We start from the raw sequence: 21,270 nt of genomic DNA, 5'->3' as shown, positions 1-21,270 counted from the left end.
GCCGCAGCGCCCCACCGGTCGTCGCCGACGCCAGCGGCGACGCGAGGTACGCGATCATGTTCGCGATCTCCTCGGGCTCGATCAGTCGGCCGATCAGCGACTGCGGACGCGCGGTGCGCATGAACTCGCGCTGCGCGGCCTTCCAGTCGGGCGACCGGTCGACCATCTCGTACACGAAGTCCTCGACGCCCTCGGTGTGCGTCGGGCCGGCGATCACGGAGTTCACCGTCACGCCCGTCCCCGCCGCCGCCTTCGCGAACCCGCGAGACACCGCGAGCAGCGCGCTCTTCGACGCGCCGTAGTGGATCATCTCCTCGGGGATCACGACCGCCGAGTCGCTCGCGATATTTAGCACGCGACCCCAGCCGCGATCCGTCATCCCGGGCAGCACCAGCCGCGTCAGTCGCGCCGCGCTCAGCACGTTCACCTCGAAGAACCGCCGCCACTCGTCGTCGGCGATCTCGAGCGCCGGCGTCGAACCGAAGGCACCGAGGTTGTTGACGAGCACGTCGACGGCACCCGCGGCATCCACCAGCGCCTGCGCACCCTCGGCGGTCGTCAGATCCGCGGCGACGCCCCGCACCGCAAGCCCGCGCAACGACTCGACCGCCTGCGTCACACGCTCCTTGCTGCAGCCATTCATCACGGAGTCCGCACCGACTAAAGCCACTTGATGTCCGGATGACGACCGACAACGCGCTCAAGCTGGTGTCCACCGCCTATGCTCATCCGTCAATGGCTTCGCCGACATCCGCCGCGAGTGTGACACTCGCCTGATGCGCACCATCGTCATCACCGGGGCCAGCGACGGGATCGGGGCCGCGGCATCCCGTCAGCTCGTCGCCCGTGGTCACCGTGTCGTCCTCGTCGGCCGTTCGCCGAAGAAGACGCGGGCCGTCGCGGCTGAGCTCGGCACGCCGTACCACCTCGCCGACTTCTCCGACCTGGCGCAGGTGCGCCGGCTGGCGGGGGAGCTGCTCGAGGCGTACTCGCGCATCGATGTGCTCGCGAACAACGCGGGCGGGGTCTTCGGCAAGCGACAGCTGACCGGCGACGGGTTCGAGCAGACGTTCCAGGTGAATCACCTCGGGCCGTTCCTGCTCACGAACCTGCTGCGCGAGCGGTTGGTCGAGAGCGAGGCATCCGTCATCCAGACCGCGAGCGCGGCGGCGCGACTGTTCTCGCGCTTCGACGTCACCGACCTGAACGCTGCGCGCCGGTACTCGGGGTGGCGGGCGTACGGCAACGCGAAGCTCGCGAACATCCTGTTCACCCGCGAGCTGCAGCGGCGGTGGGGGAGCGACGGCGTCTCGGCGGTCGCGTTCCACCCCGGCGTCGTCGCGACGAACTTCGCGGGCAACACGGGCGGCGCGCTGCGGTGGATGTACCACAGCCCCCTCGCGCGCCGCGTGCTGACGACGACCGACGAGGGCGGCAAGCGCCTCGTGTTCCTCGCCGATGGCATCCCGCGCGAGGACTGGCTGCCCGGCGCCTACTACGAGAACGACCGCGTCACGAAGACCCACCGACTCGCGACCGACCCGCGCCTCGCGCAGGAACTGTGGGAGCGCAGCGCCGAGATGGTGCAGCTCGGGTGAGGCCGTTAGCCTGAGGTCCACACGACGCGACGGGAGGCGAGCATGATCCACGATCTCTTGCGCGTCGTCCTCGAGGTCTTCGGGTTCCTCGTCGCCGTCGATCCGTCGCTGAGCGGATCCGCGCTCACCGTCGCGCTGCTCGCGCTCGCCGTCCTCACGCTCGCGCTCCTCGCGACCGCCGTGCACGCGGGCACGCGCGGAGCGGCGCCGCATCCCACCCGTCGCATCGAACTCACGGCACCGCTCGCGCAGAGCGATCCCGACGCGGCCGGACACGTCCGCCGTCGCGGGCCCGGTCAGGTGACTGCGGCCGCGTAGCGTCGAACCGCCCGGGCACCTCGTGCCCCGGCATCCGTTCGCGGCCGATCAGCCGACCCTGATCGCTCCGACGAACGGAACCCTCGTGGACATCACCACCCTGCCTGTCATCTCCACCCTGCTCGACCTCACCTCGCGCGGCCTGCTCGCCCTGACCTCGCTGCTCACCCCCTGGACGGGAGCGTTCGCCGGCGCGCTCGCCATCGTGCTCGTCACCCTTGTGGTGCGGGCAGCGCTGATCCCCGCCGGCATCGCGCAAGCCAAAGCCGACCAGGCACGGATGCGGGTCGCGCCGCGGCTGCGCGAGATCCAGGCCCGGTATCGCGGCGACCGGGAACGCCTGCAACGCGAGACGATGCAGCTCTACCGCTCCGAGAACGTGTCGCCGTTCGCGAGCTGCCTGCCGATCCTCATCCAGGCGCCGATCGTCGGGCTGCTGTACTCCGTGTTCATCCACGCGAGCATCGCCGGGCACGCCAACGAGCTGCTGTCGCAGACGCTGCTCGGCGTTCCGCTCGGCACGAGCCTGCTCCACGCCGTGTCGACAGGGACGGCGGACGTGGTGACCTGGCTGGTGATCGGATGCCTGGTGCTCGCGATCGCAGCGGTGGGGGAGATCACGCGCCGGGCGTTCCGGCTCGAACCGGTGGAGGGGATGCCGGTGGGTGTGCTGGGAGCGCTGCAGTTCGCGACGGCGGTCGTCGCCGTGTTCGTGCCGGTCGCGGCGGGGGTGTACCTGCTGACGACGGTGACGTGGACGCTGGGGCAGCGGGTGGTGCTGCGGCGGGTGTTTGAGTGACGTGCGCGGGCGAGGCGGCGAACGGTCGACGGCGAGGGACGTCCGCCGCAAGCCTTTCAGTCGATCGGATGCCGTGCCCTACCGTGACACCATGACCCGCCCCCTGCCCTTCGACGTCGCGCCGTGGAGCATCGGCCTCATTGGCGTCGACGTCGACCGCCTGCCGCACCGCGAGTCCGTCTTCGCCCTCTCGAACGGGCACATCGGCTGGCGAGGGCTGCTCGACGAGGGGGAGCCCCACGGCGTTCCGGGCAGCTACCTCAACGGCGTGTTCGAGGAGCATCCGATGCCCTACGCCGAGGACGGCTACGGCTACCCCGAGTCCGGGCAGAGCGTCATCAACGTGCCCAACGGCCAGGTCATCCGCCTCACCGTCGATGACGAACCCCTCGACATTCGCGAAGGCACCCTCCACGACCACGAGCAGCACCTCGATTTCCGAGCCGGCACCCTGGAACGCACGCTCACTTGGACCTCGCCCGCCGGCAGCACCGTCCATATCCGCTCGACGCGCCTCGTGTCGCTCGCTCACCGCTCCGTCGCCGCGGTCCGCTACGAGGTCGAAGCCGTCGACGGCCCGGTCGCGATCGCCATCCAGTCCGAGCTGGTCGCGAATGAACCGCTGCCCGAGCCGCACCCCGATCCGCGCGTGCAGGACATCCTCGAGACTCCGCTGCGCAGCGCGGGCAGCTTCGTCTTCGGCAGCGCCGCGACCCTCGTCCACGAGACCCGCAACAGTGGGATCGGCGTTGCCGTCAGCATGGACCACCTCGTGTCGGGCGCGACCGCCGAGGTGCGCACCGCGGCATCCGACGACCTCGCGCGCACCACCATCCGCGCCCGCCTCGCGCCCGGCGAACGGCTCGAGGTCGTCAAGATCGTCGGGCACGCATGGGCTACCGGACTGTCGGCGCCCGCACTGCGCGACCGGGCCGAAGCCGCCGTCGCCGACGCGATGCGCGACGGCTGGAGCGGCCTCGCCACCGCGCAGCGCGAACGCCTCGACGATTTCTGGACCTGCGCCGACGTCCGCGTCGACGGCCAGCCCCGCCTGCAGCAGGCGGTGCGGTTCGCGCTGTTCTCGGTGTTCCAGGCGGCCGCGCGTGCCGAGCAGCGCTCCGTCCCCGGCAAGGGGCTGACCGGCGCAGGCTACGCGGGCCACACGTTCTGGGACGTCGAGGCCTACGTCCTGCCCGTCCTCACGGCGACCGCACCGGATGCCGCGAGGGAAGCGCTCCGCTGGCGCCACGCCACCCTCGACCACGCCCGCGACCGCGCGCGCCAGCTGCACCTGCGCGGCGCGGCGTTCGCGTGGCGCACCATCGACGGACGCGAGTCGTCGGGATACTGGCCCGCCAGCACCGCAGCGTTCCACATCAACGCCGACATCGCCGCCGCCGTCGTCCACTACGTCCGCGCGACCGGCGACGTCGACTTCGAACGCGACGCCGGGCTCGAGATCCTGATCGAGACCGCCCGCCTCTGGCAGTCCCTCGGCCGCACCGACGCCGACGGTCGCTTCCACATCGACGGCGTCACCGGCCCCGACGAGTACACCGCCCTCTACGACGACAACGTCTTCACCAACCTCATGGCCCGGGCGAACCTCAAAGCCGCCGCGGATGCCGCGCGTCGGCATCCGGATCTCGCCCGCACCTTCGGGGTCGACGACGGCGAGATCGGCGAGTGGGTGCGCACCGCGGGCGCGATGCACGTGCCGTACGACGAGGAACGCGGCGTGCACCCGCAGGCGGCGCGGTTCACCGAGCTGGAGCGGTGGGACTTCGAGACCGACACCCCCGGCGACGAGCTGCTGCAGGAGCGCTACCCGTACGTGCAGCTCTACCGCAAGCAGGTGCTGAAGCAGGCTGACCTCGTGCTCGCACTGTTCTTCTGCACCGACGCGTTCACGGCGGACGAGAAGGCGCGGGCGTTCCGCTACTACGAGGCGCTGACCGTGCGCGACTCCTCGCTGTCGGCGGCGATCCAGGCGGTCGTCGCCGCCGAGGTCGGGCACCTCGGGCTCGCGGCCGACTACCTCGCCGAAGCCGCGACGATCGACCTCGACGACTTGCACGGCAACGCCGAGGACGGCCTGCACATCGCGTCGCTCGGCGGCATCTGGACGGCGCTCGTCGCCGGCTTCGGCGGCATGCGCGACACGGCCGACGGGCTGCGGTTCGCCCCTCGGCTGCCGGAACAGCTGACGGGTCTCGCGTTCGGCATCCGCTGGCAGGGCCGCACCCTGCATTTGGAGATCGCGCCGGATGCCACGACCTACCGCGTCAGTGCCGGCGCGCCGCTGACGATCCGGCACTTCGGCGAGCCGGTGGAACTGACGTCCCGCGTGGACGTGACGATGCCGACACCGCCGCTGCCGGACCCGGGGGAGCGCCCGACCCAGCCGAAGGGGTGCGCGCCGCGGCCGTTCGCGGAGGCGTTCGCGGAGTGACGCGCGGCGGGGCCGGATCTCGCTCCGTCGCTGTCGCCCCGGCATCCGAAACCGATGTCGGAGGCCCTCACCACAATGGGGGTATGACCACCTGGCACGGCACGATCGGCACGCGGGAACGCCTCGCGCCCCTCGCCGACATCGCGCACGAGGCGGTCATGGCCGAGAAGCTGCTCACCCGGGCGCAGATCGTCCAGCTGCAGGTGCTCGCCCGGGCGGGTCAGCTCGCCGAGCAGCAAGCCGCCGATTCGCCCGCCCGCGTGCAGGCGCACGACATGGCGCTGCGGGCGATCGCCGCCGAGCTCGGTGGGCTCATGCACCTCACCGACCGCGCCGTGCAGCGCCGCATCACCCGCGCCCGCACGATCGTCGAGGACTACGCCGCCTCGCTCGCGGCGTGGCGCGCAGGCTCCATCACCCGCGCGCACGTCGACATCATCGTCGACGCCGGCGCCGAACTTCCCGCCGACATCCGTCTGCCGTTCGAAGCGGTCGCGATCCAGCGCTGCCGGCGCGACACCCCCAACCGGGTACGTGCCGAGATCGAGATGCTCGCCCTGCAGATGCACCCGCGCACCTTCACCGAGCGACACCAGGATGCCGCTGCCCGCCGCGCCGTGCGCCTCGTCCCCGGCCGCAACGGCATGAGCGACGTCGTCGCCACGGTGCCGACCGTGATCGCCGAAGGCATCCACGACCGGGTCACCCGCCAGGCCCGCGCGATCATCGACACACGTACCGAACGCTCCAGCGACGTCGTCGACACCGATGGCCGAACCATCGACCAGGTTCGAGCCGACGTTTTCGCCGACCTCCTCCTCGCCGGCACCCCGGCCCTCGACGACACACGCGACACGACCGCCGGCCCGCTCGGAGCCATCCGCGCCCACGTTCAGGTCGTCATCCCCGCACTCGCGCTGTCCGGCACCGAGGTGCCGTGCGACCTCGTCGGACGCACCCCCATCGACGCGGCCACCGCCCGGCGCCTCGCCGGCGACACTCCCTCGTGGGAACGCCTCGTCACCGACCCGGTCACTCACACCGTGCTCGCCGTCGACACCTACCGGGTGCCGCATCCGCTGCGCCGCCACCTGCGCGCCCGCGACCAACACTGCCGATTCCCCGGATGCCGCGTCCCCGCCATCCGCTCCGAGATCGACCACACGCACGACCACGCCCTAGGCGGCCGCACCGAACGGGCGAACCTCGCCCACCTGTGTCAACGGCACCATTCAATGAAGCAATTCACCGCCTGGAGAGTCCGACAACTCGGGGGTGGCGTCCTCGAATGGACCTCACCCCTCGGCAGGATCTATCGCGAAGACGCACCCACCCCGGCCGTCGCGTTCACCCCTGCCGTGCGACCTCCGCATAGCCACGAACCCGCGCCGTTCTGATCAGGGCAGCCCGGCGACGCCCCGGACCGCAATCCCGCCCAGCGCCGCGACCGCCTGCGCCACGCGCTCCTCGTTGCGCCCGTTGATAACGACGTCCGCGCCCGCCTCGGCGAGCCGCCGCGCGATGGCGAGCCCGATGCCCTGCGTCGAGCCGGTCACCACCGCGGTCTTGCTGCTCAGATCCAGAGTCACTCCGTCAGTCATGTGTCGTCCTCTCTCGTCCGTCCTTCGATGCTCGCAGACCCACACGGCCCTGGCGCCGTCCGGCGATGGCACGCTGGAAGGGTGACGTCCGCACCGCCCTACCTGACCCGCATCCGCGGACGCGTGCTCACCGCCCTCGCCGGCGACCCGACCGGGATGGCGCCGTACGTCCGCGCCCTGGCGGAGGGCGACGACGCCGGACACTTCGCCGAGAACGGCCCCGCCTGGACGGTCCACGCCGGCATGGGAACCCTCGTCGCCGGCATCCGCGCCCTGCTCCTCCAGGCCCTCCACCCGGGCGCCCTCGCCGGTGTCCACGACTGGTCCCGCTACCGCGACGACCCGATCGGCCGTCTCACCGGCACCGTCCGCTGGGTCATCACCCTCACCTACGGCTCGACCGAACAAGCGGATGCCGAGACGGCCCGCGTCGGCCGCTTCCACCGCCGCGTGCAGGGCGAGTACGTCGCCGGCGACGGCTCCGCCCGCACCTACACCGCCGAGCAGACCGACCTCGTGCGCTGGGTGCACCTCGCCTTCACCGACGCGTTCCTGCGCAGCCATCAGGCCTACGGCGGCCTCATCCCCGGCGGCCCCGACGCCTACGTCGCCGACTGGGCCACCGCCGGACGCCTCATGCGCGTCACCGACCCGCCTCTCACCGACGCCGCCCTCCGCGCCGAGATCGACGGCTACCTCGACCGCGGCGAACTCCGCCGCGACGAGCGCGTCGACGACGTCGTCCGCTTCCTCAAGAAGCCGCCGTTCACCGGGATGATGGGCGTCGCCTACCGCGTGCTCTTCGCCGCAGCGGTCGCGACCTTCCCGCCGCGCATCCGGCGGATGCTGGGCCTCCGCCGCTCCTGGCTCCCGGTGAAGACCGCGACCCGGGTCGTCCTGCGCGTGACAGAGCGCGCGCTCGGGTCGGGACCCCGCGCGCAGGACATGGCGCGCCTGCGGTTGCGGCGGCTGGGCCGGTAGCCGACCGCTCAGACCAGCTTCTCGAACACCATCGTCGCCTGGATGCGGTCACCGCCGCCGAAGCCCGTGCTGCCCGACGACGCCGTCGTGATCGTGTGCAGGCGATACCCGAGGGCCGCCTGCCGGTTGATCGCCGCCTCGAGCTCGACGAGGTTGTTCGACCCGGCGCCCCACATCTTCTCCTTCAGCACGACCTGCAGCACGACGTAGCTCATCCCGGCCGGGGCTTGCCGCGGCTGCGCACCGGCGACCGCGTCGGCCTGCGCCTGCGCGATGAAGCCGCCGAGACCACCCTGCGGGGGAGAGGCGGGCTGGGTCTGCTCGGTCCAGGCCGTGCCGTCCCACCACCGCATCGTGCCCGAACCGTCGTCGTACCACCCTGCTGCCGTGTCGCTCATGTCGTCACCGTAGTGGCCGCGAGCGCCCGCGGTGAAGAGTCAAGCGCTGCCGGGCGCGCCGATGAGCCAGGCCATGAGCGCGATCGTCGAGATCAGCCCCGTGATCGCCGCGACGGCACCGAGCGACCCGCCCGTCAGCGCGAGCGGCTTCGACTGACCGCGTGTGAGCGCGAACACGCCCAGCGCGAACGCCGACAGGCCGAGCAGCAGCCCGACCCAGGGGACGAGCCCCGTGAGGAACGCGAAGATGCCGACGATCAGCGTCGTGATCGCGAGCCCGTTCTTCGGCTTCGCCTGCGGCTGTGTCATCGTGTCTCCTCCTCGTCGAGCTCGACCGTCGTCAGCAGCTCGAGCTGCCGGCGCAGCGTCCCGACGATGTCGATCGCGTCGGAGTCGTGCATCCACTGCACCTGCAGAGCATCCCACAATGCCAGCGTCGACAGCGCCGCGAACTCGGGCTCCACGCCGGGGCGCAGCGCAGGAAAAGTAGCAGCGCAGGAAAATGTAACTCGGGCGAGCACTGGCGCGAGGTCGTCATCGCGACCGCGTTCCGCACCGATTCGCTGCAGGCCGTGCAGAGTCAGCGCGACGCGCTCGCCGAACTGCGCGGGTCGCGGTGGCCGGCGGCATCCGTCCCCTGGCCGGGCGCCTGAGGCTCAGTCGAACGTCGCCGGGGTGTCGCGCGGGTACTCGCCCCCGGCGAGCTTCACGAGGTGCGCGTGCGCGTACTCGCACACCAGCGCGTGCCGGTAGACCATCTGCGGCACGTCGACGTTCGAGTCCATCCACAGGCTCAGCGCGCCGACCTTCCACGCCCGGAACGTGTCGTCGCCCGTGATCGTCGTCAGGATCTCCAGGAACGAATCGTCGAACTTCATCGAGTGCACCGCCCGGCGGTACTCCTCGACCGTCAGCGCCATCGAGAACGGGATGTTCATGAAGCAGAGCGCCGTCTGGATGTCGAGACGGATCAGCCGGCGCACGTGCCGTTCGGCATCCAACCGCGGGATGTCGAGCTGCTGGAAGTCGAGCTCCGCCCGCTCGGTCACCCGCACCGTGTCGAGCGCGATCAGCACGTCGTAGACGTTGACGTCGTGCTCGACCACCGCCGAGTCGCCGAGCCCCGACAGCGCCGTCGGCCGCAGCGTCACCGGCGCCATGTCGACCGGCGTGTTCCGGATGATGAAGTTCACGAGGTTCGTCTCGACGACGAAGTGCCGGATCAGCAAGTCGACCGCGCTCGGCGACACGAAGTGCCGCAGGAACCACACGCACAGCGCGTCCATGACGCGCAGCGGCATCCACCGGAACGGCAGCACCCGCTTGACGACCGACACGACCCCCACCACGACCCGCGAGAACACCCGCGCGATCGGGTACAGCCACCGCCGCGACAGCCGCCGCTGATCGTTGATGATCTGCCGGATGACGGCGCGGTCCAGCGGCACCGACGGGTCGGCGTAGATCGCCTCCCACATGCTCGGGTCGCTCTTCGCGAACTCCGGCACGACCGGCAGCGGCGGCCGCTTCGCCACGTCAGCGATCCAGCTCTTCGAGCTGCAGCGCGTACAGCCGCGCCACGACCTGCGCGCACCGGACGATCTCGTCGGCGTCCTCGTCGGTGATGATCCCCGACGTCAGGATCGCCTCGAGGTCGCCCGTGTGGTTGCCGTCGGCGACCTCGTGGTAATGCATGAAGTTCACCTGGTTGTCGGCGAGCCCCAGCACCTCCTGGAACCGCGCCGCCCAGCCCGCCGCCCGCTGCGCGCCGAGCCCTTCGATGATGAACATCGCGCCGAGCAGCCCCGTCGGGTTCGGACGGTCGGCGTACGTGAACATGTACCCCGACAGCGCCTCGGACCCGAGGTTCTTGCGCCCCGCGCGCAGCTCGGCCAGCGACCCGCCGATCGCGACGTAATCGCGCTCGAGCATCAGGTAGTCGCGGTGCTCCTCCTCGGCGTGCTTTATCGCCGCGGCCCGCAGATCGAAGTGCGCGATATCGAAATTGGATGCCGCCCGCGAGATCCACGGCGACCCGTCCACCACCTGCTGCCGCAGGTTGAACAGCAGTCGCTCGTAGTCGCGCAGGGTGACGGTTCCGGCATCCAACCGCTGCAGGATCGGGACGCGCGAGAGGTGCTCCTCGAGCTCCTCCCACACCGCGGCGAGGCGGTCGGCGAGCGAGTCGACGGTGGCGGTGGCGGTGTCGGTGGTCATGACGATGCTCCTTGCTGCGGTGGGGCGACGACGGTCAGGTGGGCGAACGCGAACGAGAACCGGCCCGACTCGGGCACGGCGAGCAGGATCGTCTCGCCGGGGGAGAAGCGCCCGCTGCGGAACGCCTCCTCCAGCGCGATGAAGATGCTGGCAGCTCCCGTGTTGCCGCACGTCTCGAGGTTCGAGAACCAGCGGTCGGTGTCGAGCGTCGCCACGCGCGTGCGCAGGCCGTCGAAGGCCAGGTCGCGGAACGCGTTGGTGCTGTAGTGGCAGATGACGTGGTCGAGGTGGCTGATGTCGACCAGGCCGATGTCGACGAGCTCCTCGAACTGGGCGAGCCCGGCGCCCGCGAGGTCGTCGAGCATGCTGACGTCCTGCCGCAGCAGGAACATCCCGGCCGCGGCGGCATCGTCGACCGGCACGTCCTGCCACGTCGACCCGACGACCGGCTCCGGCCCCTCCATGCCCGCGCGCATGCAGACGTCGTACTCGTGCGCCAGCGACACGTGCCGCACCCAGTCGACCCGTAGCGACAGGCGGGTCGGATGCGGCTGGAACTCGACGACGACCGCACCCGCGCCGTCCGAGAGCATCCACCGCAGGAAGTGCGAGTCCATCCCCGCGTGGATGCCGTCGTACCGGCGCTGCCGCAGGCTACGGCTCGACAGCTCCGACCCCACGACCGCGGCGCGCGGGTGGTCGCCGAGCTTGATCTTCGACACCGCGGCATCCAGCGCGGCGAGACTCGACGCGCACACGCCCGACGCCGAGAGCAGCTGCATCGGCCCGCCGCCCAGCCGACCGTGCACCATCGACGCGAAGCCGGGGACGAGCACGTCGCCCATCGTCGTCGCGGTCGCGAGCATCCGCAGGTCACCCGCCGCGATGCCGCGGTCGTCGAGCGCGGCGGTCAGCGCCTTGACGGCGAGCTCCTCGTTGAGCTCGGTCGGCTCGCCCTGCTCGTCGAGCGCGTAGTACCGCTGCCGGATGCCGTTCGCATCGAGCACGCGACGACGGATGCGGGCGGTCACCGCGTCGTCTCCACCGAGGCGGCTGACGATGCCGTCGTTGTCGACCGGATCGCCCGGCAGGTACCGGCCGAAGCCGGTCAGGTATGCGGACGCCGTCGATGCCATGCGTCCGACCCTAGAGGGTCGGTGTGGACGGACCGGGGTGTTATCCCCGGGTCACTTCTCGACGGGGCGCCCCTCGGCGATCCACGAGCCCGTGCCGCCTTCGACGTTCGTCGTCTCGAGTCCGTGGTGCTCGAGGAACGCGGCCGCGCGGGCGCTGCGCCCACCGGCCTGGCAGATGAGGTGCAGGTCGTCGAGCTCGCGCAGCTCGTCGACGTGGTCGGGCACCGTCGCGAGCGGGATGTTGCGTGCGCCGGGCACGTGCCCGGCGGCGAACTCGTCGGGTTCGCGGACGTCGATGATGTTCGCGGGGGAGGCCTCGGCCAGCTGCGCCGTCGTGATGGAGTGCATACCTCGATGCTCGCAGATCAGAGCGGATGCCGGGCCGCGGCGTCGGCGATCGTTACCCTCGGATCATGCCGATCCGCTCCGCTCTTCGTGCCCTGAACGATTCGACCTCGATCACCCACGGCGTCGTGTCGTCGTGCGTCGTCGGTGTCCTCACCCTCATCGACCCCCGCCATCTCACCGTCGGGCAGCGCCTCGTCTACCGGCTGGCGAACGCGGGGCTCGCCGCCTGGACCGTCGGCGTCGGACTCCGCAGCAGCGATCCGAGCGGCGCCGTGCCGCCGGTCGGGCGGGCGGCGCTCGTCGCGGGCGCCGCCGGTGCGGCCCTCGGCTTCGCCGATGCGGGCGAAGCGGTGGACGCCCGCGTGCAGGACGCGATCGCGCGCACCGGCGCCCGGCATCCGCGCCGTTGGCTGGCAGCCGGCGGGACCGTCCTCGCCTTCGGCTCGTGGTGGGCGAGCCGAACCCTCGACGCTCCGGGGGACGAGGACACCCCCGAGGTGCACGAAGCCGCCGTCGACCTGCCGGAGGACGTCCGCGCCCTCGCCGCGCATCTACTCGCCGCCACCGATCTCTTCGGTGCACCGGAGCTCCGCGCCCAGCTCGCGCATGCGCAGCGTCTGGTCTTCGACGACAGCGACGGTGGGTTCTGGCCGGTCGCGCAACTCCAGGTCGACGTCGACCTGCCGCGGGCGGTTCCGGCGGACGCGACGTTCCCCGTCGTCGGTCGGTTCCGCGCCCTGGGCGATGTCACCTTCGACGTGCGGCTCGTGGTGACGGACGGTGTGCTCGCGAGCCTCTACGTCGATGAAGGCGGCGACTGGACGCCCGAGCAACGCGACGCCTGGTACGAGTCTGGCGGCGACCTCGGAGCGCTCGGCGGCTGGCCCGCGCTCGGCGACCTGGAGATGCTCATCGAATCGCCCGAGGGGCTTCGCCCAATCGGCGTCTGGACGGCAGGGTCGGAGCCGGATGCCGGCCGCGATAACGTTCGCTCATGATGCCGATCGAGCACCTCGTCGCCTTCACCCTGGCGTCGATCGTGCTCATCGTCATCCCCGGCCCGGGAGTGCTCTTCGTCGTCGGTCGCTCGATCGCCCTCGGGCGCCGCGCCGGGGTGCTGAGCGTGCTCGGGAACTCCCTCGGCAACATCCCCGCCCTCCTCCTCGTCGCCTTCGGCGTCGGCGCGATCGTGGCCTCGTCGGTCGTCGCCTTCACCGCGATCAAGATCGTCGGCGCCGTGTACCTCGTGTACCTCGGAGTTCAGGCCATCCGGCACCGGCGCGGCCGCATCGAGCAGGGCGGGCGGGCACCGGCATCCGTCCTCACCCTGCTGCGCCAGGGCTTCTTCGTGGGGATGACGAACCCGAAGACCATCGCGTTCTTCGTCGCCGTGCTGCCCCAGTTCGTCGCGCGCGACGCCGGGCCGATCTGGCTGCAGCTGCTGATGCTCGGCCTGATCTTCCAGGTGCTCGCGATCGTCTGCGACAGCATGTGGGCGCTCGCCGCCGGCACGGCCCGGACGTGGTTCGGGCGGTCGCCGCGGCGGCTCTCTGCGCTGTCGGGCACCGGCGGCATCCTCATGATCGGCCTCGGCGGCGCGCTCGCGTTCAGCGGCGCGAAGAGCTGACGCGGGAATGTTCCGGCGCCCCGATGCGCTGCAACCCGGCATGACGAACACCACGAAGCCTGCACAGTCATCCGGCACGTTCCGCATCGGCGGGGAGCTCGAGGTGAACCGCCTCGGGTACGGCACGATGCAGCTCACCGGACCCGGCGTCTGGGGTCCGCCCAAGGATCACGACGAGGCCATCCGCGTCCTCCGCCGCAGCGTCGAGCTCGGCGTCAACTTCTTCGACACCGCCGAGTCCTACGGCCCGTACGTCGCCGAGGAGCTCCTCAAGGAGGCGCTGCACCCCTACGCCGACGACGTCGTCATCGCGACCAAGTCCGGTCTCACGCGCACCGGCCCCAACGTCTGGCCGCCGCTCGGGCGCCCCGAGTTCCTGCGCCAGGGTGCCGAGATGAGCCTGCGCCGCCTCGGCCTCGAGCGCATCGACCTGTTCCAGCTGCACCGCATCGACCCGAAGGTCCCGCTCGAGGACCAGGTCGGCGAGCTGAAGGCGCTGCAGGACGAGGGCAAGATCCGCTACATCGGCCTCTCCGAGGTATCCGTCGACGAGGTGAAGGCCGCGCAGGAGATCGCCGAGATCGTCACGGTCCAGAACCTCTACAACCTGCAGCACCGCGACGCCGAGGCGCTCCTCGACTGGTCGGAGGAGCAGGGCATCGGCTTCATCCCGTGGTTCCCGCTCGCGACCGGCGGGCTTACCGGCGCCGACTCGCCGCTCACCGACATCGCCGAGCGCAAGAACGCGACGCCGGCGCAGATCGCGCTCGCCTGGCTGCTGAAGCGTTCGCCGGTCATGTTGCCGATCCCGGGCACGTCGAGCGTCGCGCACCTCGAGGACAACCTGCAGGGTGCCGTCATCGAGCTCACCGACGAGGAGTTCGCGGAACTCTCCGCGCTCGGCAGCTGACCCCCTCGCGTCACCCGCCCGCCTCTGCAAGGGTGGGCGGGTGACGCATTCCAGTGGGCAGCCCGTCGTCCGTATGTGGACGGGCGTCGTCCGCACTGAGGACGAAGGCCGTTACGTCCAGTACGTCGAACGGACCGGCATGGACGCGTATCGCGCGACACCCGGGAACCTCGGTGCGTGGCTGTTGACCCGGGACCTGGGCGACGGCCGGACCGAGATCACCACCCTGTCGCGGTGGGAGAACTTCGCCGTCATCGCGGCTTTCGCGGGGGAGGACATCGAACGCGCCGTCTTCTATCCCGAGGACGACGAGTTCCTCCTCGAACGCGACGAGCGGGTCCGCCACTACCGCCAGACGTGACCCGTATCTTCTGGGCACCATCGCGCGTACGGTGGGGCCCATGTGGACAGTACTCATCATCTTGCTCGTCATCTGGGTGGTGCTGTCGATCGTCGGATTCGTGTTCGAGGGCCTCTTCTGGTTGGGCCTCATCGGAATCGTGCTCTTCGTCGGCACCATCCTCTTCGGATTGATCCGGCGCAGCGCCGCGAAGAAGAAGGCCTGAGCGGGCGGCATCCGCGTCGGTGGGGCAGGGTAGAGGCGTGGCCGTCGTCTCCGAGCTCTACCGCTATCCCGTCAAAGGGTTCACGCCCGAGCCCCGCACCGAACTCCGCGTGCAGGACGACGGTCGCATCGCCGGTGACCGTGTGCTCGCCTTCCGCTTCGCGGATGCGACCGAGCCCGAGGATGCCGGTGGCCTCGAGTCGTGGCCGAAGAGTAAAGGGCTGTCGCTCATGGACTTCCCCTCGATCGCGCGCGCGCGCGGTCTTCGACGCGCAGACCGGTCTGCTGCGACTGAGTGAGGACGGGCGGGTCCTGGCGGAGGCGGGCCTCGATGAGGCGGGACGGCACGAACTCTCGGCGGCCGTCACCGCGTTCGTCGAACGGTCCGCGGACGCGCGGCTGCTGCAGCGCCCGGGCGTGCTGCCCCTGCACCTCGTGGGAGACGGTCGCACCGCGCGGTTCCAGGATCGCGCTCGCGGCTACGTGTCACTGCACGGCGCGGAGACCGTCGCAGACGTGGATGCGGCGACGCCCGCGCCCGTCGACAGTCGCCGCTTCCGCTCGAACATCGTCGTCTCGGGGATCGCGCCCTGGGCCGAGCTCGACTGGTCCGGTCACGTCCGCATCGGCGGGGTGCGGTTCGATGTGCAGCGTCCCATCGGACGGTGCGCCGCGATCACCGCGAACCCCGACGACGGACGGCGGGATGCCCGTCTGCTGCGGATCTTGACGACCGAGTTCGGCCAGAGTGAAGCGACCCTGGGGGTCCTGCTGCTACCCGCGGACGGCGGCGGAGTCGTGCGTGTCGGCGACGAGGTCGTCGTCGAGGCGGGCTGACCGTTCGAACGAGACCGTGGCGGCCAGCGTGGCCACCGCAGCGGCGCGGTCATTCTCCCGCGCGGCGAGGTCCATCGTCTGGGTCTCGACCTCGGCTTGTCGCGCGCGCAGATCGGTGCTGATGTCCGCGAGTCGATCGGCGAGGAAGGCCGCGAGGCCGTCGTGGAGCTGTTCGAGCGTCGTGCCGTGGATCTCGAGGCGACGGTCGGCCACCGTCAACGTGACCGATCCGTAACCGGCGCCCGCCAACAGCCGCGCGGTGTCGTCGCCCACGATCTCGTCGAGTTCGGCCTTCTCGGGGCGGCGGTCGAACACCGCCTCGACGGTGTACCGCTCGGGTGCGGCCGGCGTCATCAGTCCGGCGGGAAGGGACCCGACGAGGACCGACCTAAGGCCGAGGACGTCGGCGGTGCCGCGTCCCGATTGCGTGTGTGTGCTCATCTTCGGACGTTACGCCCCTCAGATGTGCACCTCACAGGTTGGGCCGACCGGCCCGACCTCGTCGTCATGTCCAACGCCTTCACCCTCGGCCACACCGTCGCCGGGCAGGACCTGTCCGCCGACGACCTCATCACCGGGGAGTGAGCCTCGCCGCGTGCTACACGCCCACGTCCTCGCCCCGCGCGTGCGACAGCGCCGTCGACGGCGCCTGGCGCGCGATGGAGGAAGCGTCGGAGTCGTTGGCGACGACCGCCGGCGACCACGCGCTGTCGTCGCTGCCGTTCACCTGCGCCGACGACGTCTGTCCGCCCTTCGCCGGAACGATCCCGACGAAGTACGACCAGACTCACCTCACCGTCGCCTACGCCGAGCACATCGCCCCGGCCCTGCAGCAGGCACTCGACGCGATGGGGCTCCTCGAGTAAAGAATTCTTGACACGTTGCGGATCGTCGTGTCATCCTCCTGATGTCAAACATTCCTGACATCGGAGGTGCAGCATGGCTCGTGAGGAACGCGCCGCGTGGGTCGGACTCGTCGTCTCGCTCATCGCCATCGCGGTCTACGCCGCGGTCGTCGCGGGGCGGGCGGCATCCACCCCCCTCCCGGAGGTCGACTGGCTCGGACCCATGCTCTGGACGATCATCGGCGGCATCGTCGTCTCGATCGTCGTCACGATCATCTGGGGTGTCGTCGCCGAGGGCGGGTCGCTCCGCGGCGAGAACGCCGCCGACGAACGCGACCGTGCGATCACGCAGATGGGCGACCGCGTCGGTGTCGCGTTCCTCGTCATCGGCGGCGTCGTCGGCATCGCCCTCTGCGCGATCGACGCCGCCCCGTTCTGGATCGCGAACACGCTCTACGCGGGCTTGGCTCTCTCGTCGGTCGTCGGCGGCATCGCCCGCGTCGTCGCCTACCGCCGCGGGCTCGTCTGATGGTCAAGCCGACACGCGTCACGAACGCCATCCGCGAGCTGCGCACCGACCGCGGGCTCACCCAGGCCGACCTCGCCGGCGCCGTCGGCGTGACCCGCCAGACCCTCATCGCCATCGAACAGGGCAAGTACTCGCCCTCGCTCGAGATGGCCTTCCAGATCGTCCGCGTCCTCGACGTCCCCTTCGACGCGGCCTTCCAGTACCCGGAGGACTGACCCATGACCGACACCATGACCGTCTGGCGCCAGCGCCGCTACGGTTCCGCCGACGCCGTCCGCCCCGAGACCGTCCCGGTCCCCGCACCGCGCGCCGGCGAGGTCCTGCTGCAGACGGATGCCGTCGCCCTGAACTCCGGCGACATCCACCTCATGCGCGGTGAACCGGGACTCGTCCGCGTCGCGCTCGGCCTCCGCGGACCGCGCATCCGCGGCCGCGGCATGGACGTCGCCGGCACCGTCCTCGCCGTCGGCGACGGCGTCACCGAGTTCGTCGTCGGCGACGCCGTCGTGGGGTCGGGGCGCGAGACCCTCGCCGACCGCGTCGTCGTCTCCGCGAAGCGACTCACCCGCCTGCCCGAAACGGTCGCGCCCGCGATCGCTGCGACCCTGCCCATCGCCGGCAACACCGCCGTGCAGACCCTCGATGCCTGCCGCGTCGGCTCCGGCGCGCGCGTCCTCATCGCGGGAGCGGGCGGCGGCGTCGGCACCTTCCTCGTGCAGCTCGCCGCCGACCGCGGCGCCGAGGTGTGGGCGACGTGCGGGGAGCGCGCGCGACCCGTGCTCGAGCGGCTCGGAGCCGCTCGGACGTTCGACTACCGCGCGCTCGAACTCAGCGACCTGCCCCGCGGCAGGTTCGACGCCGTCGTCGACATCGCCGGCGAGCCGCCCCTCACGGTCCTCCGCGACCTGCTCGCCCCCGGCGGCACCGCTGCCCTGGTCGGCGGCGACGGGCATCCCTTCTTCGGACCCTTCGGACGCATCCTCCGCTCCGCCGTCACCCGCGGGCGGTTCCGCCCGATCACCGCCGTCACCCGTACCGAGACGACGGCGCAGCTGGTCGAACTCGCGGCATCCGGTCGTCTCACCCCGCACCTCGAGCGCACCTTCCCGCTCTCGCAGGCCGGCGCCGCCCTCGCCTACGTCGAGGCGGGCCGCACCGTGGGCAAGGTCGTCGTCGTCCGCGACGGACTGCTCGACGTCTGACGCCGGGTTCGGGGACGAGGCCGTGCCTCAGATCCCGGCGTATCGCGCGATGTAGTCGTCGTCGGGGGTCGATGACCGGCGTCGGACCGTGAACGCTCGCCCGAAACCGGTGTCCCAGTCCATCCACGTCGTCGACAGTTCAGGGCCGGCGATCACCGACCCACCGAAGGACAGAACCGCCGACTCGGCCGCGGCCTCCCAGAGGTGCTCCTCGATCCCGGCGGTGTCGAAGGCGACGAGCCGCTCACGGTCGGCACCGTCGACTCTCACCACGGCGCGTGCACTGGTGAGAATGGGGTACCGCCGATCGCTTTCGTCGAAGAGTTCCGACATCTCTTCTTCGTCCTGTGAGCGTCGGATCTCGGAAGAGAACGCCGTGATGATCTCGATCGATTCGCTCTTGTGCCGGAGTATGCCCTGACCCAGGTGGACGACGACGGCGGCCATGTCCAGATTGGCCGGTCGTGTCCACGACGCCGGGTCCGCAAGACAGGTCTCGAAGTTGTCGCGCCCTCGTCCGATCAAGGACCCCACGACGGCGAGTTCCTCTCCGTGAAGTGTCCGGTCCGACGCGATGATCGCTCGCGCAGCGGGCAGCGCCCGCGCCGCAAGCAGACCCAGAGTTTGCGTCCAACGCAGGACGAAGTCCTCGCCGCGCGCGGCCAGTTCACGTTCGAAACGGCGATGCTTCGTGACACCGTCGAAGCGCCGGTCGAAAACTTCGAGACGAGGCCAGAACTCCTCATCCGGCAGCGGCTCCATATCCCTGACGTCGAGGGTCTTCGGACGGGCTCTCGGCGCCCACCTGTCTGCGTTGCCGGCGAACCATCCGTCGATGTCGTCCCGGGCTGCACACGGGATCGGAGTGTCCCAGAGGAGGAGGGGGCCGGCGGCATCGCCGGCGAACGCGCACTGGTCGATGAGACGCTCGACCTGTGGTGGCGTCTTCGTGTCGAGGGAGGGCGAGGTCACCCGGATCCAGAAGTGCTCTGATCGCGTGCGCGCCGTGCGAGTGAACGTCCGGTACGCCATGCCCGAGATGGGACCACGGAGCGACTCGTCGGGCTCCGCAGTCTCGTCGAACACAAAATCCCGGAAGTCCGACAAATGCCACGGGTCAGGGTCGTACGCGTCTGCGGCCGCGGCGCGCGTGCGCGCGAGTCCTGGCAGGGATTCTTCGAGGTCAGCCATCGACGGAAACATCCCGCGGTGTTCGCGCAGTTCGATCTCGTCCACGTCGCCCATCGACAGGAGCGGCGTGAAATCGTTGCTCACGACCCCCGGTTCCCACGCGAAGGAGCGCAGATCACGCAGGTGGCGAACGAACTCGAGGGAGTCGGCGCTCGTCCTGCCGTCCGTCGCTACACCGACCTGCAGATCTCGCAAGCCCGTCAGGGTGCCGATCGGGGCGTAGTCCCGGAGCCCCGCGGCCCCCTCCACTCGCAACGTCTGGAGACGACCGAGCGCCATCAGCGGTCGAAGATCAGTGAGCGACGTCGCCCAGCCGATGGAGAGCGTCTCGAGCTGCCGCAACGCCCCGATCACGGACAGATCCATGTAGCGGCCCCGCTCGACGCGCAGGTCGACAACGTTCGTCTGGGCCGACAGAGCCCTGACCATGCGGTCGTTCGACCACCCCGCGAGGTGCAGCTGCACGATGGGGCGTGGCGTCCGGAGGAAGGTTATCCATTCCTCGAGCACAGCGAGCTGCTCCGTGCGCGTGCCGGTGCTCGACCACATGATGATCGACACGCGATCCTGTCCTGCATATTCGTGGGGGCGCTCGAGACACGGGACGTCATCGTCGAGAGTCCAATCGTGCACATCGCGAGCCTACGGTGCGCCGCGCGCACAATGCAGCAGGATGGCGGGATGCCTCTCCTCCCCGCACCCCGCCTGATCGACCCCGCCGCCGTCCCCGCCCTGCGGTGGGGCGTGATCGGCACCGGCATCGCCGACCGGTTCGTGCACGCCCTCCACGCCCACACGGGGCAGCGCGCGGTGGCCGTCACCGCGCGGGATGCCGACAAGACCCGCGCGTTCGCCGACGCCCACGGCATCGGTCGCGTGCACCGGTCGGTCGCGGACCTGGTCGGCGACCCGGAGGTCGACGTGGTCTACGTCGCCACCCCGCATCCGCTCCATCGTGAGCAGGCGCTGGCGGCCATCGCGGCCCGCAAGCACGTCCTCATCGAGAAGCCGATCGCCCTCTCGGCCGTCGACGCGACCGAGATCCTGGCCGCGGGGCGTGCCGCCGGCGTCCTCGTCGCCGAGGCGATGTGGACGCGCTACCTGCCGCAGGCTGACGTCATCCGGCAGGTGCTCGCCGCCGGCACCCTCGGCGAGATCGACCTCGTCCGCGCCGACTTCGGCTCGCTCGTCCCGTTCGACCCCACCAGCCGCATGTTCGATCCCGCCCTCGGCGGCGGCGCCATGCTCGACCTCGGCGTCTACATCGTCGCGTTCGCGTCGTCCGTCATCGGGCCGCCGAGCACGATCCGCTCGGTCGGCACCCTCGCTCCCACCGGTGTCGACGACAGCGCGACGATCGCCCTGAAGACGGATGCCGGGGCGCAGGCCGCGCTCACGACCACCTTCGGTGCGGTCACCCCCGTCGAAGCGACGGTGTTCGGCTCACGGGGGCGGCTCGACGTCCTCGCCCCGTTCTACGGGCCCACCGGTCTGCGGCTGCAGCTGCACGGTGCCGACGAGGAGGTGTGGCACGACGACGCGCTCCCCACCGTCCACGACGGCCTCGGTTACCAGGCCACGGCCTTCGCCTCGTTCGTCGGTGAAGGGCTCGTCGAATCGCCGCTGCACCCTCACGACGAGGTCGTCTCGGTGCTCGCGACGATCGACGAGGTGCGCCGACAGATCGCCGCCGATTGACCGGTCGGGGTTAGCCTT

Annotated in this window: 28 protein-coding genes and 1 pseudogene; 19 read left to right on the top strand and 10 right to left on the bottom strand. The window is 70.7% G+C overall.

The genetic code is table 11. The features are described 5' to 3' along the window. Window positions 1-46 precede the first annotated feature (46 nt). A pseudogene (locus AB0P29_RS03500) lies at window positions 47-643 on the bottom strand (SDR family oxidoreductase); the annotation flags it as partial. A 133-nt stretch (window positions 644-776) separates the two neighbouring features. Here AB0P29_RS03500 and AB0P29_RS03495 point away from each other — a divergent pair. The 5 genes from AB0P29_RS03495 (at window position 777) to AB0P29_RS03475 (ending at window position 6,564) form a co-directional block, all read left to right on the top strand. After that, a complete protein-coding gene (locus AB0P29_RS03495; RefSeq protein ID WP_363378507.1) occupies window positions 777-1,598 on the top strand; it encodes an SDR family NAD(P)-dependent oxidoreductase in 822 nt (273 codons plus the stop codon). Window positions 1,599-1,640: 42 nt separating this feature from the next. Continuing rightward, complete coding sequence (locus tag AB0P29_RS03490; RefSeq protein WP_363378505.1) at window positions 1,641-1,916, top strand: DUF6412 domain-containing protein; 276 nt, start codon at window positions 1,641-1,643, stop codon at window positions 1,914-1,916. Between the two features lie 85 nt (window positions 1,917-2,001). After that, window positions 2,002-2,715, top strand: coding sequence for a membrane protein insertase YidC (gene yidC, locus AB0P29_RS03485; RefSeq protein WP_363378503.1), 714 nt, complete (start codon window positions 2,002-2,004; stop codon window positions 2,713-2,715). 91 nt (window positions 2,716-2,806) lie between these two features. After that, window positions 2,807-5,167 carry a glycosyl hydrolase family 65 protein gene (locus AB0P29_RS03480; protein WP_363378501.1) on the top strand — a complete coding sequence of 787 codons (2,361 nt, stop codon included), beginning with the start codon at window positions 2,807-2,809 and terminating at the stop codon, window positions 5,165-5,167. 83 nt (window positions 5,168-5,250) lie between these two features. After that, window positions 5,251-6,564, top strand: coding sequence for a DUF222 domain-containing protein (locus AB0P29_RS03475; RefSeq protein WP_363378499.1), 1,314 nt, complete (start codon window positions 5,251-5,253; stop codon window positions 6,562-6,564). On the opposite strand, the gene AB0P29_RS03470 is transcribed toward AB0P29_RS03475, so the two are convergent. Beyond that, window positions 6,565-6,768 (bottom strand): SDR family NAD(P)-dependent oxidoreductase, encoded by a 204-nt coding sequence (locus AB0P29_RS03470; protein ID WP_363378497.1) that lies wholly within the window; start codon window positions 6,766-6,768, stop codon window positions 6,565-6,567. An 81-nt stretch (window positions 6,769-6,849) separates the two neighbouring features. Between AB0P29_RS03470 and AB0P29_RS03465 the strand changes: the two genes are divergently transcribed. Further along, window positions 6,850-7,749, top strand: a complete 900-nt coding sequence (locus AB0P29_RS03465) for an oxygenase MpaB family protein (protein WP_363378495.1) — start codon at window positions 6,850-6,852, stop codon at window positions 7,747-7,749. An 8-nt stretch (window positions 7,750-7,757) separates the two neighbouring features. Here AB0P29_RS03465 and AB0P29_RS03460 read toward each other — a convergent pair whose 3' ends face one another. Both AB0P29_RS03460 and AB0P29_RS03455 read right to left on the bottom strand, forming a co-directional pair. Continuing rightward, a complete protein-coding gene (locus AB0P29_RS03460; RefSeq protein ID WP_253034118.1) occupies window positions 7,758-8,147 on the bottom strand; it encodes a DUF2510 domain-containing protein in 390 nt (129 codons plus the stop codon). A 39-nt stretch (window positions 8,148-8,186) separates the two neighbouring features. Then, on the bottom strand, window positions 8,187-8,456 hold the full coding sequence (locus AB0P29_RS03455) for a hypothetical protein (protein WP_253034117.1): 270 nt from the start codon (window positions 8,454-8,456) through the stop codon (window positions 8,187-8,189). Between the two features lie 86 nt (window positions 8,457-8,542). Between AB0P29_RS03455 and AB0P29_RS03450 the strand changes: the two genes are divergently transcribed. Then, entirely contained in the window at window positions 8,543-8,800 is a 258-nt protein-coding gene (locus AB0P29_RS03450) for a hypothetical protein (RefSeq protein ID WP_363378493.1), read from the top strand. A gap of 3 nt (window positions 8,801-8,803) precedes the next feature. On the opposite strand, the gene AB0P29_RS03445 is transcribed toward AB0P29_RS03450, so the two are convergent. The 4 genes from AB0P29_RS03445 to AB0P29_RS03430 are packed head-to-tail and all read right to left on the bottom strand — an operon-like array spanning window position 8,804 to window position 11,848. After that, entirely contained in the window at window positions 8,804-9,682 is an 879-nt protein-coding gene (locus tag AB0P29_RS03445) for a hypothetical protein (protein WP_363378491.1), read from the bottom strand. A gap of 1 nt (window position 9,683) precedes the next feature. Further along, window positions 9,684-10,364, bottom strand: coding sequence for an iron-containing redox enzyme family protein (locus AB0P29_RS03440; RefSeq protein WP_363378489.1), 681 nt, complete (start codon window positions 10,362-10,364; stop codon window positions 9,684-9,686). Beyond that, the gene (locus AB0P29_RS03435) at window positions 10,361-11,500 is read right to left on the bottom strand and encodes a 3-oxoacyl-[acyl-carrier-protein] synthase III C-terminal domain-containing protein (RefSeq protein WP_363378487.1); all 1,140 of its coding nucleotides are present in this window, start codon (window positions 11,498-11,500) and stop codon (window positions 10,361-10,363) included. Before AB0P29_RS03435 ends, AB0P29_RS03440 begins: the two co-directional genes overlap by 4 nt. Window positions 11,501-11,551: 51 nt before the next feature. Continuing rightward, a complete protein-coding gene (locus tag AB0P29_RS03430; RefSeq protein ID WP_217532533.1) occupies window positions 11,552-11,848 on the bottom strand; it encodes a rhodanese-like domain-containing protein in 297 nt (98 codons plus the stop codon). A gap of 65 nt (window positions 11,849-11,913) precedes the next feature. Between AB0P29_RS03430 and AB0P29_RS03425 the strand changes: the two genes are divergently transcribed. From AB0P29_RS03425 to AB0P29_RS03395, 7 genes are all read left to right on the top strand, one after another. After that, window positions 11,914-12,846 carry a hypothetical protein gene (locus AB0P29_RS03425; RefSeq protein WP_363378485.1) on the top strand — a complete coding sequence of 311 codons (933 nt, stop codon included), beginning with the start codon at window positions 11,914-11,916 and terminating at the stop codon, window positions 12,844-12,846. Continuing rightward, entirely contained in the window at window positions 12,843-13,475 is a 633-nt protein-coding gene (locus tag AB0P29_RS03420; RefSeq protein WP_363378482.1) for a LysE family translocator, read from the top strand. Before AB0P29_RS03425 ends, AB0P29_RS03420 begins: the two co-directional genes overlap by 4 nt. A gap of 40 nt (window positions 13,476-13,515) precedes the next feature. Then, window positions 13,516-14,385 carry an aldo/keto reductase gene (locus AB0P29_RS03415; RefSeq protein ID WP_217532528.1) on the top strand — a complete coding sequence of 290 codons (870 nt, stop codon included), beginning with the start codon at window positions 13,516-13,518 and terminating at the stop codon, window positions 14,383-14,385. Between the two features lie 40 nt (window positions 14,386-14,425). Further along, the gene (locus tag AB0P29_RS03410) at window positions 14,426-14,746 is read left to right on the top strand and encodes a hypothetical protein (protein WP_363378480.1); all 321 of its coding nucleotides are present in this window, start codon (window positions 14,426-14,428) and stop codon (window positions 14,744-14,746) included. 40 nt (window positions 14,747-14,786) lie between these two features. Further along, window positions 14,787-14,951 carry a hypothetical protein gene (locus AB0P29_RS03405; RefSeq protein ID WP_217532526.1) on the top strand — a complete coding sequence of 55 codons (165 nt, stop codon included), beginning with the start codon at window positions 14,787-14,789 and terminating at the stop codon, window positions 14,949-14,951. Between the two features lie 37 nt (window positions 14,952-14,988). Next, complete coding sequence (locus tag AB0P29_RS03400; RefSeq protein WP_363378478.1) at window positions 14,989-15,249, top strand: hypothetical protein; 261 nt, start codon at window positions 14,989-14,991, stop codon at window positions 15,247-15,249. 118 nt (window positions 15,250-15,367) lie between these two features. Continuing rightward, a complete protein-coding gene (locus tag AB0P29_RS03395; RefSeq protein WP_363378476.1) occupies window positions 15,368-15,787 on the top strand; it encodes an MOSC domain-containing protein in 420 nt (139 codons plus the stop codon). On the opposite strand, the gene AB0P29_RS03390 is transcribed toward AB0P29_RS03395, so the two are convergent. Beyond that, window positions 15,725-16,228, bottom strand: coding sequence for a hypothetical protein (locus AB0P29_RS03390; RefSeq protein WP_363378474.1), 504 nt, complete (start codon window positions 16,226-16,228; stop codon window positions 15,725-15,727). The genes AB0P29_RS03395 and AB0P29_RS03390 overlap by 63 nt on opposite strands. A gap of 140 nt (window positions 16,229-16,368) precedes the next feature. On the opposite strand from AB0P29_RS03390, the gene AB0P29_RS03385 reads away from it, so the two are divergent. From AB0P29_RS03385 to AB0P29_RS03370, 4 genes are all read left to right on the top strand, one after another. Then, a complete protein-coding gene (locus AB0P29_RS03385; RefSeq protein WP_254632365.1) occupies window positions 16,369-16,653 on the top strand; it encodes a hypothetical protein in 285 nt (94 codons plus the stop codon). 73 nt (window positions 16,654-16,726) lie between these two features. Further along, complete coding sequence (locus AB0P29_RS03380) at window positions 16,727-17,161, top strand: hypothetical protein (protein WP_363378472.1); 435 nt, start codon at window positions 16,727-16,729, stop codon at window positions 17,159-17,161. Next, the gene (locus AB0P29_RS03375; RefSeq protein ID WP_184216259.1) at window positions 17,161-17,376 is read left to right on the top strand and encodes a helix-turn-helix transcriptional regulator; all 216 of its coding nucleotides are present in this window, start codon (window positions 17,161-17,163) and stop codon (window positions 17,374-17,376) included. Before AB0P29_RS03380 ends, AB0P29_RS03375 begins: the two co-directional genes overlap by 1 nt. A gap of 3 nt (window positions 17,377-17,379) precedes the next feature. Next, window positions 17,380-18,363 carry an NAD(P)-dependent alcohol dehydrogenase gene (locus AB0P29_RS03370; RefSeq protein ID WP_363378470.1) on the top strand — a complete coding sequence of 328 codons (984 nt, stop codon included), beginning with the start codon at window positions 17,380-17,382 and terminating at the stop codon, window positions 18,361-18,363. Window positions 18,364-18,390: 27 nt separating this feature from the next. Here AB0P29_RS03370 and AB0P29_RS03365 read toward each other — a convergent pair whose 3' ends face one another. Further along, window positions 18,391-20,115, bottom strand: a complete 1,725-nt coding sequence (locus tag AB0P29_RS03365; protein WP_363378468.1) for a hypothetical protein — start codon at window positions 20,113-20,115, stop codon at window positions 18,391-18,393. A gap of 120 nt (window positions 20,116-20,235) precedes the next feature. Between AB0P29_RS03365 and AB0P29_RS03360 the strand changes: the two genes are divergently transcribed. Then, the gene (locus tag AB0P29_RS03360) at window positions 20,236-21,252 is read left to right on the top strand and encodes a Gfo/Idh/MocA family oxidoreductase (RefSeq protein ID WP_363378466.1); all 1,017 of its coding nucleotides are present in this window, start codon (window positions 20,236-20,238) and stop codon (window positions 21,250-21,252) included. Window positions 21,253-21,270 lie beyond the last annotated feature (18 nt).

It is taken from the genome of Microbacterium sp. NPDC080220 (genome assembly GCF_040686395.1).
GTDB lineage: Bacteria > Actinomycetota > Actinomycetes > Actinomycetales > Microbacteriaceae > Microbacterium > Microbacterium gawkjiense.
The sequence above is the reverse complement of the archived record's forward strand: the minus strand, read 5'-3'. Positions and strand labels throughout refer to the sequence as shown.